At 74.0% G+C, this 12,620-nt stretch carries 15 protein-coding genes; 4 read left to right on the forward strand and 11 right to left on the reverse strand.

The window, feature by feature from the left end; all coding sequences use genetic code 11:
- Positions 1-122 precede the first annotated feature (122 nt).
- Positions 123-1,013, forward strand: a complete 891-nt coding sequence (locus ABZV78_RS22915; RefSeq protein ID WP_355641567.1) for a universal stress protein — start codon at positions 123-125, stop codon at positions 1,011-1,013.
- A 36-nt stretch (positions 1,014-1,049) separates the two neighbouring features.
- On the opposite strand, the gene ABZV78_RS22920 is transcribed toward ABZV78_RS22915, so the two are convergent.
- A complete protein-coding gene (locus ABZV78_RS22920; protein ID WP_355641569.1) occupies positions 1,050-1,676 on the reverse strand; it encodes an FMN reductase in 627 nt (208 codons plus the stop codon).
- A complete protein-coding gene (locus tag ABZV78_RS22925; protein ID WP_355641571.1) occupies positions 1,673-2,812 on the reverse strand; it encodes an LLM class flavin-dependent oxidoreductase in 1,140 nt (379 codons plus the stop codon). The genes ABZV78_RS22920 and ABZV78_RS22925 overlap by 4 nt, the downstream gene beginning before the upstream one ends.
- A 158-nt stretch (positions 2,813-2,970) precedes the next feature.
- On the opposite strand from ABZV78_RS22925, the gene ABZV78_RS22930 reads away from it, so the two are divergent.
- On the forward strand, positions 2,971-3,372 hold the full coding sequence (locus ABZV78_RS22930) for a DUF3224 domain-containing protein (protein WP_355641573.1): 402 nt from the start codon (positions 2,971-2,973) through the stop codon (positions 3,370-3,372).
- A 14-nt stretch (positions 3,373-3,386) separates the two neighbouring features.
- On the opposite strand, the gene ABZV78_RS22935 is transcribed toward ABZV78_RS22930, so the two are convergent.
- The 3 genes from ABZV78_RS22935 to ABZV78_RS22945 all read right to left on the reverse strand — a co-directional run bounded on the left by ABZV78_RS22935 (position 3,387) and on the right by ABZV78_RS22945 (position 5,446).
- Positions 3,387-3,662, reverse strand: a complete 276-nt coding sequence (locus tag ABZV78_RS22935; protein WP_355641574.1) for a ubiquitin-like small modifier protein 1 — start codon at positions 3,660-3,662, stop codon at positions 3,387-3,389.
- On the reverse strand, positions 3,663-4,745 hold the full coding sequence (locus ABZV78_RS22940) for an exo-alpha-sialidase (protein ID WP_355641576.1): 1,083 nt from the start codon (positions 4,743-4,745) through the stop codon (positions 3,663-3,665).
- 83 nt (positions 4,746-4,828) lie between these two features.
- Entirely contained in the window at positions 4,829-5,446 is a 618-nt protein-coding gene (locus tag ABZV78_RS22945; RefSeq protein WP_355641578.1) for a DNA-3-methyladenine glycosylase, read from the reverse strand.
- A gap of 82 nt (positions 5,447-5,528) precedes the next feature.
- Here ABZV78_RS22945 and ABZV78_RS22950 point away from each other — a divergent pair, with 82 nt between their 5' ends.
- Both ABZV78_RS22950 and ABZV78_RS22955 read left to right on the forward strand, forming a co-directional pair.
- Positions 5,529-5,963, forward strand: coding sequence for a DNA-binding protein (locus ABZV78_RS22950; protein WP_355641580.1), 435 nt, complete (start codon positions 5,529-5,531; stop codon positions 5,961-5,963).
- A gap of 62 nt (positions 5,964-6,025) precedes the next feature.
- Positions 6,026-6,379 (forward strand): MmcQ/YjbR family DNA-binding protein, encoded by a 354-nt coding sequence (locus tag ABZV78_RS22955; protein ID WP_355641582.1) that lies wholly within the window; start codon positions 6,026-6,028, stop codon positions 6,377-6,379.
- Positions 6,380-6,419: 40 nt separating this feature from the next.
- Here ABZV78_RS22955 and argH read toward each other — a convergent pair whose 3' ends face one another.
- The 6 genes from argH to argB are packed head-to-tail and all read right to left on the reverse strand — an operon-like array spanning position 6,420 to position 12,612.
- A complete protein-coding gene (gene argH / locus ABZV78_RS22960) occupies positions 6,420-7,883 on the reverse strand; it encodes an argininosuccinate lyase (protein WP_355641623.1) in 1,464 nt (487 codons plus the stop codon).
- 8 nt (positions 7,884-7,891) lie between these two features.
- The gene (locus ABZV78_RS22965) at positions 7,892-9,103 is read right to left on the reverse strand and encodes an argininosuccinate synthase (protein ID WP_355641583.1); all 1,212 of its coding nucleotides are present in this window, start codon (positions 9,101-9,103) and stop codon (positions 7,892-7,894) included.
- Complete coding sequence (locus tag ABZV78_RS22970; protein WP_355641585.1) at positions 9,100-9,615, reverse strand: arginine repressor; 516 nt, start codon at positions 9,613-9,615, stop codon at positions 9,100-9,102. Before ABZV78_RS22970 ends, ABZV78_RS22965 begins: the two co-directional genes overlap by 4 nt.
- Complete coding sequence (gene argF / locus ABZV78_RS22975; protein ID WP_355641587.1) at positions 9,612-10,535, reverse strand: ornithine carbamoyltransferase; 924 nt, start codon at positions 10,533-10,535, stop codon at positions 9,612-9,614. The genes ABZV78_RS22970 and argF overlap by 4 nt, the downstream gene beginning before the upstream one ends.
- Positions 10,532-11,728 carry an acetylornithine transaminase gene (locus ABZV78_RS22980; RefSeq protein ID WP_355641589.1) on the reverse strand — a complete coding sequence of 399 codons (1,197 nt, stop codon included), beginning with the start codon at positions 11,726-11,728 and terminating at the stop codon, positions 10,532-10,534. The genes argF and ABZV78_RS22980 overlap by 4 nt, the downstream gene beginning before the upstream one ends.
- Entirely contained in the window at positions 11,725-12,612 is an 888-nt protein-coding gene (gene argB / locus ABZV78_RS22985; protein WP_355641591.1) for an acetylglutamate kinase, read from the reverse strand. The genes ABZV78_RS22980 and argB overlap by 4 nt, the downstream gene beginning before the upstream one ends.
- Positions 12,613-12,620: the final 8 nt, after the last annotated feature.

Consider the following 12,620-nt stretch of genomic DNA (forward strand, 5'->3'; position numbering starts at 1 on the left):
GCTCGCGCAGCGGGGCGAGCCGGGCGCCGAGGTCGAGGTGGTAGTCGAACGGCTTGAACGCGTTGATGCTCAGCTGCACCACCGGGATGTCGGCGCGACAATGGGCGGAGCCGACCGGAAGGATGCCGATGAACCGACCTGTCGTGGTGGGCGTCGACGGATCGTCGACCAGCCTCACCGCCGCCGAACACGCCGCCCGCGCCGCCGTCGCGCGGTCGCGGCCGCTGCACCTGGTGCACGGCTACCTGCACCCGCTCGGCTACGGCGTGCCGCTCAACCCGTACGACCTCGGGGTGCCGGCGCCCACCGAGGAGGCGCAGAAGATGTTGGAGCAGGTAGCCGCCGAGTTGGTCGGCCGGCATCCGACCCTGCGGGTGCAGGTGCGCCAGGTGGCCGGCGGCCCGGGCGCCACCCTGGTCGAGGAGTCCCGCCGGGCGGAGCTCGTGGTGGTCGGCAGCCGGGGCGTGGGCGGCTTCGCCGGGCTGCTGCTCGGCTCGGTCAGCAACCAGGCGGCGCAGCACGCGCACTGCCCGGTGCTGGTGGTCCGCCCGGCGGAGCAGCCGATCCCGGTGCGGGGGCCGGTGCTGGCCGGCGTGGACGGGTCCGAGTCCGCCGCGCACGCCGTCCGGCTCGCCGCCGACGAGGCGGTCCGCCGGGACGCCGACCTGGTGCTGGTGCATGTCCGCACGCCGGAGCGGGGCGCTGTGGCGCCGGACGCCGCCGCGGAGGCCACCGCCGCCGCGCAGGCCGAGTCGGCCGAGCTGCTGGCCGGGTCGGCCGCCCGGATCCGCACGGACCATCCGGTGCTGAGCGTGGTCGAGCGGCCCATGCGGGGCGCGACCCCCGAGCAGGCGCTGATCGAGGCGAGCGGGGAGGCGGCGCTGGTGGTGGTCGGCTCCCGGGGCCGGGGCGGGTTCGCCGGGCTGCTGCTCGGCTCGGTCAGCCAGGCGCTGGTGCAGCACGCCCACTGCCCGGTGCTGGTCGCCCACCCGTACGAGCCGGCCGACGACTGAGTCGCCGGCCGGCGCCGGGCTGACCGGCGGCCGGGCTCAGGCCGGGTCGCGGCCGGCGAGCAGGTCCTCGAAGCTGGTGGTGAGCGCGAACGGGTCGGCCGGGCCGGTCGCCGCCGGGCGGCGGTCCACCTGCTCGGCCAGCTCGGCGCCGGCCCGCCGGATCCGGGCCCGCAGCGCGCTGTCGTCGCCGTCGCCGGCCCAGTCCTCGGATGCGGCGAAGACCGCCGTCGGCACCACGACCGCCCGCAGGTACGCGAACATGGGCCGGACCGCGTGCTCCAGGGCGAGCGAGTGCCGGGCGGTGCCGCCGGTGGCCCCGATCAGCACCGGCCGGTCGGCCAGCGCCTCCTTCTCCACCACGTCGAAGAACGACTTGAACAGCCCGCTGTACGAGGCGTTGAAGATCGGGGTGACCGTGATCAGCCCGTCCGCGCCGGCGACGGTGTCCAGCGCCGCGCGCAGGGCGGCCGGCGGGAACCCGGTGAGCATGTGGTTGACCACGTCGTGGGCGTGCTCGCGCAGCTCCACCGTGCGGATCTCCACCTCGGCGCCGCGCCGGACCAGCTCGTCGCGGGCGGCCGCGGCGAGCTGGTCGGCGAGGAGCCGGGTCGACGAGGGCTGGCCGAGGCCGGCCGAGACCACGGCCAGGGTGCGCCGGGTCATCGGGCCTCCTCGGGCGCCTTGCCGGTCACGTCGTCGACGGCGTGGACGGTGCTGTCCTTGGCGCCGCCCGCCGCGGCCAGCAGCGAGGCGTGCGTCGGGGCCTCGGGCACGTGCGCGGGGCGCAGCGAGTCGAACTCCTTGCGCAGCACCGGGACGACCTCCTCCCCCAGGATGTCGAGCTGCTCCAGGACGGTCTTCAGCGGCAGCCCGGCGTGGTCCATGAGGAAGAGCTGACGCTGGTAGTCGCCGACGTACTCGCGGAAGCCCAGCGTCCGGTCGATGACCTGCTGCGGGCTGCCCACGGTCAGCGGGGTCTCCCGGGTGAACTCCTCCAGCGACGGCCCGTGCCCGTAGACCGGGGCGTTGTCGAAGTACGGCCGGAACTCGCGCACCGCGTCCTGCGAGTTCTTCCGCATGAACACCTGCCCGCCGAGCCCGACGATGGCCTGGTCGGCGGAGCCGTGGCCGTAGTGCGCGAAGCGCTGCCGGTAGAGCCCGACCATCCGCTGGGTGTGCTCCTTCGGCCAGAAGATGTGGTTGGCGAAGAATCCGTCGCCGTAGTAGGCGGCCTGCTCGGCGATCTCGGGGCTGCGGATCGAGCCGTGCCAGACGAACGGCGGCACGCCGTCGAGCGGGCGCGGGGTCGAGGTGAACGACTGGAGCGGGGTGCGGAAGCGCCCCTTCCAGTCGACCACGTCCTCCCGCCACAGCCGGTGCAGCAGGTCGTAGTTCTCGATGGCGAGCGGGATGCCGTTGCGGATGTCCTGCCCGAACCAGGGGTAGACCGGGCCGGTGTTGCCGCGGCCCATCATGAGGTCGACCCGGCCGTCGGCCAGGTGCTGGAGCATCGCGTAGTCCTCGGCGATCTTCACCGGGTCGTTCGTGGTGATCAGCGTGGTCGCGGTGGAGAGCAGCAGCCGCTCGGTGCGGGCCGCGATGTGGCCGAGCATGGTGGTGGGCGACGACGGCACGAACGGCGGGTTGTGGTGCTCGCCCGTGGCGAACACGTCCAGCCCGACCTCCTCGGCCTTCAGCGCGATGGCCACCATGGCCTTGATCCGCTCATGCTCGGACGGCAGCCGCCCGTTGGTCGGGTCGACCGTGACGTCGCCGACGGTGAAGACTCCGAACTGCATGACCAGCTCCTCGCGTGGGGCCCGGACCACTCCGGCCCGGGATCGCACCGCACAACATAGTTGACGAAGCAACTATTCCGCCGCCGGCCCGATCCCGGGTGTCGCAGCTCACCCGTACCTGACCGTGGATGTCAGCCTCTCCGGGCAGGATGCGGGCCATGACTCGACGCGCGGAGGGCGGCTTCACCCTCGACAGCTGGGAGCAGGACGCGTACGACGAGGCCGAGGGCGCCGTGCTGGCCCAGGCCCGGATCACCAAGACCTTCAGGGGCGGCCTCACCGGCACGAGCACCACGCGCATCCTCATGTGTCAGGCGCAGGTCGACACCAGCGCGGCGTACGCGGGCTTCGAGCGGTTCACCGGCGCGCTGGACGGCCGGAAGGGCAGCTTCGTGCTGCACCACGACGCCACCGCCCACGCCGAGGAGGGCTCGGCGCTCGCCTGGACGGTCGTGCCCGACTCTGGGACCGGCGAGCTGCGGCAGCTGCGCGGCGCCGGGCAGATCATCCGGGAACCGGACGGTGGGCACCGGTACGTCCTGGAGTACGAGCTGCCCTGAGGAGAGGGTGGCGCTCAGCCGCCGGCGACCGACGGGAGGATCTGCACCTCGGCGCCGTCGGTGACCGGGGCGGCCAGGCCGCCGACGTGGCGGCAGTCCTCGCCGTCGACGTAGACGTTGACATACCGGCGCAGGTCGCCGCGCTCGTCACGGATCCGGCGGGCCAGGCGGGGCCAGGCGGTGGCCAGCTCGTCGAGGACCGCCCCCAGCGTGCCGGAGGCGACCACGGTCAGCCGGCCCTCGCCGCCGGTCTCCGCGCGGAGCGGGCCGGGCAGCAGCACGGTGACCACTCAGACCTCCGCGGCCCGGACGCAGAGCACGTCCGGCAGGTGCGCGGCGACCAGCGACCAGGAGTCGCCCTCGTCGGCGCTGGCGTAGACCTCGCCCGAGCGGGTGCCGAAGTAGACCCCGGCCGGGTCGTGGTCGTCGGCGCACATGGCGTCGCGCAGCACCGCGGGGTAGAACGGCCCTTCGGGCAGCCCGACCGAGAGCGGCTCCCACTTGTCGCCGGCGTCGGCGGAACGGTAGACCCGGCACCGGTGGTCCACGGGGAAGCGCTCACCGTCGGCGACCAGCGGGAAGGCGTAGACCGTGCCGGGGCGGGACGGGTGGGCGACGATCGGGAAGCCGAAGTCGCTGGGCAGGCCGGCGGCGATCGAGGTCCAGCTGCGGCCGTCGTCGTCGGAGCGGTAGACGCCGTGGTGGTTCTGCGCGTAGAGCCGCTGGGGGTTGCCGGCGTCCCGGGCGATCTTGTGGACGCACTGCCCGAACTCGGGCCACTCGTCCGGGAGGAAGTAGGCCCGGATGCCGGTGTTGCCCGGCGCCCAGCTCGCCCCCGCATCCTCGGTGCGGTAGACGCCGCCGGTGGACATCGCCACCGTCAGCCGGGTCGGGTCGGTCGGGTGCGGGAGCACGCTGTGGATGGCCTGGCCGCCGAAGCCGGCGGCCCACTGCTCCCGGTGGGGATGGTCCCAGAGCGCCCGGACCAGGCTGAAGCTGCGCCCGCCGTCCTCGGAGCGGAACAGCGCGGACGGTTCGGTGCCCGCCCAGACCACGTCGGGCTGGTCCGGGCCGGCCGGGGTGAGCTGCCAGACCCGCCCCAGGCTGGCCCCGGTGTCTGCCGGGAAGGCCACCGGCGCCTGTTCGGGCTCCTGCCAGGAGCCGCCCAGGTCGTCGCTGGTGGCCACGCTGGGGCCGAAGTGCGAACTGGTCATGCCGGCGAGCAGCCGGGGCCGGCCGGGGCGCTTGTCGACGGCGACCGCGTAGACCCCGGTCATCGGGAAGTGCGGGCCGCTCACCGCCCAGTCGCGCCGGTCGGGGCTGGTGGCCAGGAAGAGTCCCTTGCCGGTGCCGATCGCGAGCAGCGTCGTCATTGCCGGTCCTCCCTTGTCGACGGGTGTGGTGATTATCGCCACACCCACCGACAGGATTCCCCACGTGGCACGCCGAGCGCCAGTCAGCGGCGGGCCCGGGGCACGTGCCGGCGGTACGCGCTCACCGTCGGGTCACCCGCGAGCCAGAACCGCCACGGCACGTCGTGGGCCCCGGTGACACCGACCCGCGGCCCGGCGCTGACCGCCGCCTCCGTCACCGGCGCGAGCGGCGGCCGCAGCCGCACCGGACCGTCGCCCAGCAGGTCGACGCCGTAGACCGACCGGTCGATACCGAGCGCCGCGCAGAGCCGGGCGGGCCCGCGCGCGAGATCCACGTCCCGGCGTACGGCCGGACGGCGCTCCCGGGCGGCGTCGAGGCCGTCGACCACCTCGCCGGCGCGCAGCAGCACCGCAGAGGCTTCGCCGTCCGGCCCGGTCACCACGTTCACGCACCAGTGCATGCCATAGGTGAAGTAGACGTAGGCGTGCCCGGCCGGGCCGAACATCACCGCGTTGCGCGGGGTACGTCCCCGGTGGGCGTGCGAGGCCGGGTCACCGGCGGTGCCGGCGTACGCCTCGACCTCGGTGATCCGGACGGTGACCCCGTGCCCGGTGAGCCGGCACCCGAGCAGCCCCCGGGCAGCGGGAACCACCGGGCCGGCGAGCAGGTCGGAAAGGGCGGGGAGGTCGGTCGTGGTCACCGGAAGACCCTAACCGGGCCCCGAAGGTGAGCACGAATTGCTTTCAACGAGGTGTTGACAAAAGATCGTTCACAGGTGTGGGATGGACGACATGGTCACGATGGACAACGACCCGTTCACCGCTCCGGATGCTGCCCAGGCGCGCGCTCACCGCAACTACGCGGCGCTGCTGCGGATCGCCGAGCGGCACGCCGGCACCGACGCCCGCCGCCGGCGCTACGCGCACCCCGACGTCCCCGACGCCTACGAGGCGGCGACGCTCGTGATGGCGCTGGCCGGCGGGGCCGAGCTGGCGGAGGGCGAGGAGGCGGTCGACCAGGCCGACCTGATGGCCGCGCTGACCCTGATCCCGCACGTGCGCGCCGAGGTCGACGCGCTGGAGGCGGGGCTGTTGCAGGCGGCCCGCGGCCGCGGGATGACCTGGCAGGCGATCGCCTTCGGGCTGGGGCTGGGCAGCGCCCAGGCGGCCCGGCAGCGCTACGAGCGACTCACCGTGCGCACCGGCACCGGCGACTGATCACGGCCGGATGTCACAACGGCGGGTGAGACTGGGCCGGTGACCGGCACGGGAGGGATGCGATGACGCGCGAGGAGATGCTGGCCTACTGCCTGGCCAAGTCGGGCGCCTGGCTGGACCGGCCGTGGGAGGGCGACGAGGTGGTGAAGGTGGGCAGCCGGATCTTCGCCTTCCTCGGCTCCCCGGAGGGCGAGGCCCGGGTGGGGGTCAAGTGCGGGCCGTCCCGCGAGGTGGCCGACGAGTGGCTGCACCGGTTCCCCGACGACGCCCGCTCCTCCCCCTACATCGGCCGCTCCGGCTGGAACACGCTGCGGCTCGAGGGCGGCATCCCGGACGACGAGCTGATCGAGGCGGTCGACGGGTCGTACGACGCGGTGGTGGCGAAGCTGCCCAAGCGCGAGCGTCCCACGGCCTGACCCCGCGCGGCGGCCGGGGCCACCGCGCGGGGCGTCGCAGTCAGCGGGGCACGACCCGCTCGGCGGTCCAGTCCCGCCAGCCGGCCAGCTTGTCCGCGGCGGCGGCGATCTGGTCGGCCACCGGCCCGGGGCCGGTGGAGCCGGGGGTGGTCCGGGCGGCCAGCGCGGAGCGCACCGAGAGGACGTCCCGCACCGAGGGGTCGAGGTGTGGGCTGACCGCGGCCAGGTCGTCGTCGGAGACTTCGTCCAGGGCGCAGTCGCGGGCCACGCAGAGCGCCACCAGCCTGCCGGTGATCTCGTGCGCGTCGCGGAACGGCACGTTCCGGCGGACCAGCCAGTCGGCGACCTCGGTGGCCAGCGAGAAGCCGACCGGCGCGGCGGCCACCAGCCGGTCGACCCGGACGGTCATCGTGGAGATCATCCCGGCGAGGGCGGGCAGCAGCAGCTCCAGGGTGTCGACCGCGTCGAAGGCCGGCTCCTTGTCCTCCTGCATGTCCCGGTCGTAGGTCATCGGCAGGCCCTTGAGCATGGTGAGCACGTTCATCAGGCCGCCGACCAGGCGGCCGGACTTGCCCCGGGCCAGCTCGGCGATGTCCGCGTTCTTCTTCTGCGGCATGATCGACGACCCGGTGGCGAACGCGTCGTCCAGCTCGACCCAGCCGAACTCGTGCGACGTCCAGAGCACCACCTCCTCGCCGAGGCGGGACAGGTGCACGCCGATCATCGCGGTGACGAAGAGGAACTCGGCCACGAAGTCCCGGTCGGCCACCGCGTCCATCGAGTTGGCGAAAGACGTGCGGAAGCCCAGCTCCTTGGCGACCGCCACCGGGTCCAGCGGCAGGCCGGAGCCGGCGAGGGCGCCCGCGCCGAGCGGGCTCACGGCACACCGGTGGTCCCAGTCGCGCAGCCGCTCCAGGTCCCGCAGCAGCGGCTGCACGTGGGCGAGCAGCCAGTGCCCGAAGGTGACCGGCTGGGCGTGCTGGAGGTGGGTCATGCCGGGGGCGGCCGTGTCGACGTGCCGCTCCGCCTGCTCGACCAGGGCCTCGGCCAGCTCGACCAGCCGGGCGGCCACGCCGCGGGCGTGGTCGCGCAGGTAGAGCCGCAGGTCGGTGGCGACCTGGTCGTTCCGGCTGCGGCCGGCGCGCAGCTTGCCGCCGAGGCTGCCGAGCCGCTCCAGCAGGCCGCGCTCCAGGGCGGTGTGCACGTCCTCGTCGTCGACCGTGGGCCGGAACGCCCCGGAGGCGCAGGCGGCCTCCAGGTCGTCCAGCGCGGCCAGGATCTTCCCCAGCTCCTCGGGGTCGAGGAGGCCGGCGCCGGCCAGCACCCGGGCGTGCGCCCGGGAGCCGGCGATGTCGTACGGGGCGAGGCGCCAGTCGAACTGGACGCTCACCGACAGCCGCGCGAGCGCCTCGGCGGGTCCGCCGGCGAACCGGCCTCCCCAGAGGCTCGTCCGGTTGGCGGGGGCGCTGTTCTCGGTCAGGCTCTTGTCGTCCACCCCACCCATTCTTGCGGTCAAGACTGAGCCCCACCCAACCGGGCGTCCCGGGCCGCGGCCATCTTGCTGGGCAGGCCCCAGAGCTGCACGAAGCCCTTGGCGAGGGACTGGTCGAAGGTGTCGCCGGTGTCGTAGGTGGCCATGCCGAAGTCGTAGAGGCTGGCCTCCGAGCGCCGGCCCGTGACGGTGGCCCGGCCGCCGTGCAGGGTGAGCCGCACCTCGCCGGAGACGTGCTGCTGGGCGTCGTCGATGAACGCGTCGAGCGCCTGCTTCAGCGGCGAGAACCAGAGGCCGTCGTAGACGAGCTCGCCCCAGCGCTGGTCGACGCCGCGCTTGAACCGGGCCAGGTCCCGCTCGACGGTGACCGCCTCCAGCTCCTGGTGGGCGGCGATGAGGGCGATCGCGCCGGGGGACTCGTACACCTCGCGGCTCTTGATGCCGACCAGGCGGTCCTCGACCATGTCGAGCCGGCCGACGCCCTGGGCGCCGGCGCGCCGGTTGAGCTCCAGGATCGCCTGGTACGGGGTGACCGTCTCGCCGTCGACCGCGACCGGCACGCCGGCGTCGAAGGTGATGACCACCTCGTCGGCGTCGCGCGGCTCGGCCGGGTCGGCGGTGTAGGAGTAGAGGTCCTCGATCGGGCCGTTCCAGATGTCCTCCAGGAAGCCGGTCTCCACGGCGCGGCCCCACAGGTTCTGGTCGATGGAGTACGGCGACTTCGCCGACACGTCGATCGGCAGGCCCTTCTCCTCGGCGAAGGCGATGGCCTTGTCCCGGGTCCAGGCGAAGTCGCGGGCCGGCGCGATGATCTTCAGGTCGGGGGCGAGCGCGGCCAGGCCGACCTCGAAGCGGACCTGGTCGTTGCCCTTGCCGGTGCAGCCGTGCGACACGATGGTGCCGCCGTGCTTCTTCGCCGCAGCCACCAGGTGCTTGACGATCAGCGGCCGGGACAGCGCGGAGACCAGCGGGTAGCGGTCCATGTAGAGGGCGTTGGCCCGGATCGCCGGCAGGCAGTACTCGGCGGCGAACTCGTCGCGCGCGTCGACCACCTCGGACTCGACGGCGCCGCAGTCCAGCGCGCGCTGCCGGATGGCGTTCAGGTCCTCGCCGCCCTGGCCGACGTCGACCGCGACCGCGATCACCTCGGCGCCGGTCTGCTCGGCCAGGTAGGGAATGGCGACGGAGGTGTCGAGACCCCCGGAGTACGCCAGGACGACCCGCTCGGTCATGGGGTGGTGCTCCCTTCAACGTTCTCTTCCCGGCGGGCCCACGCGGCGAGCTTGTCGCCCAACGCGGCGCCGCCGACGGCCTCGCGGGCCACGACGAGGATGGTGTCGTCGCCGGCGATGGTGCCGACGATCTCGGACAGGCCCGCTCGGTCCAACGCGCTGGCCAGGTAGTGGGCTGCACCCGGCGGGGTGCGCAGCACGGCGATGTTGCCGCTGGAGTCGACCCCGTTGAGCAGCTCGCGGAGCAGCCGGACGAGGCGGGCCGGGGCCGCCTCGGCCTCCCGTAGCGGCCGGTGGCCGTCCTCCGGGATCAGGTAGACGCCCCGCCCGTCGCCGCCGCGGGCGGTGACCGCCCCGAGTTCCTTGAGGTCCCGGGACAGGGTGGCCTGGGTGACCTGGATGCCGTCACCGGCGAGCAGGTCGGCCAGCTCGGTCTGGGAGTGGATGGACTTGTCGCGGATCAGCTCGACGATGCGGCCGTGCCGCGCGGCACGGGTCAGCGGGGCGGTCATGATGCCTCCAGGAGAAACGTCAGCAGCGCCTTCTGGGCGTGCAGGCGATTCTCCGCCTGGTCGAAGACGGCGCTGTGCGGCCCGTCGAGCACCTCGTCGGTGATCTCCTCGCCCCGGTGGGCGGGCAGGCAGTGCAGCACGATCACCTCGGCCGAGGCGTGGCCGAGCAGCGCGTCGTTGACCTGGTAGGGCAGGAACGGCGTGATCCGGTCCTGGCCGTCGGACTCCTGACCCATCGAGGTCCAGGTGTCGGTGGCGACCACGTCGGCGGCGCGGACCGCCTCGACCGGGTCGGTGAGCACCCGGACCGAGCCGCCGGTGCCGGCGGCGATCTTCTCGGCCCGGGCCACGATCTCCGGATCCGGCTGGAAGCCGACCGGACCGGCGATCCGCACGTGCATCCCGGCGGTCGCCCCGGCCAGCAGGTACGAGTGCGCCATGTTGTTCGCGGCGTCCCCGACGTACGCCACGGTGCGGCCGGCGGTGCCTCCGAACCGCTCCCCGACGGTGAGCAGGTCGGCGAGGAGCTGGCAGGGGTGGTAGGTGTCGGTGAGCGCGTTGACCACCGGCACGGTGGCGTGCGCGGCCACCTCGGCGATCCGGTCGTCGCCGTAGGTGCGCAGCACGATCGCGGCGACGTAGCGGGACAGCACCCGCCCGGCGTCGGCCAGGGTCTCGCCCCGGCCGAAGTGGGTGACCTGGGTGTCCACCACGAGCGGGTGGCCGCCCAGTTCGGCGATGCCGGCGTCGAAGGAGATCCGGGTGCGCAGGCTCTGCTTGTCGAAGAGCACCGCCACCGACTTCGGCCCGGCGAGGGGCTTGTGGGCGAACCGGTCGGCCTTCATCCGGGCGGCCAGGTCGAGCACCGCGGCCTGCTCGGCGGGCGAGAGGTCGTCGTCCCGCAGGAAGTGGCGGATCATGCGGGGACCTCCACGGCGGTGGGAGCGGGCGCGGCGGCGTCGAGGGCGGCGGGCAGCGCGGCGAGGAAGGCGTCGGCCTGGTCGGCGGCGAGGATGAGCGGCGGGGCGAGCCGGACCACGCCCGGCTGCACCGGGTTGACCAGGAAGCCCGCCGTGCGCAGCGCGGTCGCCACCGCGCCGGAGACCGGCTCGGCGAGCACGATGCCGAGCAGCAGGCCGGCGCCGCGTACGTCGACGACGAGCGGGTGGCCGAGCGCCTCGACGCCCCGCCGCAGTCGCTCCCCGATCCGCTTGACGTGGTCGAGCAGCCCCTCGTTGGCGATGGTGGAGAGCACGGCGAGGCCGGCGGCGCAGCTGACCGGGTTCCCGCCGAAGGTGGTGCCGTGCGAGCCGGGACGGAGCAGCTCGGCGGCCCGGCCGAAGGCCAGGCAGGCGCCGATGGGCAGGCCGCCGCCGAGCCCCTTGGCCAGCGTCACGAGGTCCGGCTCGACGCCCTCGGCCTGGTGGGCGAACCAGTGGCCGGTGCGGCCGACGCCGGTCTGCACCTCGTCGAGCACCAGCAGGGCGCCGTGCGCGGCGGTGATCCGGCGGGCCTCGGCCAGGTAGCCGGGCGGCGGGACGACGACGCCGTTCTCCCCCTGGATCGGCTCGACGATCACCATGGCGGTGGCGTCGGTGACCGCCTCGGCCAGGGCGGCGGCGTCACCGTACGGCACGTGGGTGACCTCGCCGGGCAGCGGGCGGAACGGGTCGGCCTTGGCGGGCTGGCCGGTCAGCGCCAGGGCGCCCATGGTCCGGCCGTGGAAACCGCCGTGGGTGGCCACCACGTGGGTGCGCCCGGTGAGCCGGGAGAGCTTGAACGCGGCCTCGTTGGCCTCCGCGCCGGAGTTGGCGAGGAACACCCGGCCGGGGCGGCCGGCCAGGGCCAGCAGCAGCTCGGCCAGGGCCACCGGCGGCTCGGCGACGAACAGGTTCGACACGTGCCCGAGCGTGGCGACCTGCCGGGACACGGCGGCCACCACGGCCGGGTGGGCGTGGCCGAGGGCGTTGACCGCGATGCCGCCGAGCAGGTCGACGTACTCCCGGCCGGCCTCGTCGACCACGACGGCGCCGGAGCCGGAGACGAGCGCCAGCGGCGGAGTGCCGTAGTTGTCCATCATGGCCGCGCCCCAGCGCTCGACCAGCGTGCTCATTCCGCCACCACCATCGTGCCGAATCCTTCCGAGGTGAACACTTCGAGGAGCGTCGAGTGGGCGACCCGGCCGTCGACGACGTGCGCGGCGGGCACTCCCCCGCACACCGCCCGCAGGCAGGCCTCCATCTTCGGGACCATCCCCGATTCCAGCCTCGGCAGCAGCTTCGCCAGGTCGTCGGTGGTGATCTCGCTGATTAGGCTGGCCGTGTCGGGCCAGTCGGCGTAGAGCCCGGGCACGTCGGTGAGGACGACCAGCTTGCGCGCCTCCAGGGCGACGGCGAGCGCGGCGGCAGCCGTGTCGGCGTTGAGGTTGTGCAGCACCCCGTCGGCGTCCGGCGCGACCGTGGAGATGACCGGGACCCGGCCGGCCGCGATGAGGTCGGCCACCGCCGAGACGTCCACCGACTCCACGTCGCCGACCTGCCCGACGTCGACCGGCTGCCCGTCCACGTACGCGGGGCGGCGCACCGCCGTGAACAGGCCGGCGTCCTCGCCGGAGAGGCCGACGGCGAACGGGCCGTGCGCGTTGATCAGCCCGACCAGCTCGCGGCCGACCTGGCCCACGAGGACCATCCGGACGACGTCCATGGCCTCGGGGGTGGTGACCCGCAGGCCCCCCTTGAACTCGCTGGCGATGCCGAGTCGGCCGAGCATGGCGGAGATCTGCGGACCGCCGCCGTGCACGACGACCGGCTTGAGGCCCGCGTACCGGAGGAAGACGATGTCCGCGGCGAACGCCCGCTGGAGTTCGGGGTCGACCATGGCGTTGCCGCCGTACTTGACCACGACGGTGGCGCCGGAGAAGCGGGCCAGCCAGGGCAGGGCCTCGATCAGCGTCTCGGCCTTGGCCTGGGCCCGCGTGAGGTCGGCGGTGAGGCTCATGACCGCGC

It is taken from the genome of Micromonospora sp. NPDC004540 (assembly GCF_040610095.1).
Taxonomy (GTDB): domain Bacteria; phylum Actinomycetota; class Actinomycetes; order Mycobacteriales; family Micromonosporaceae; genus Micromonospora.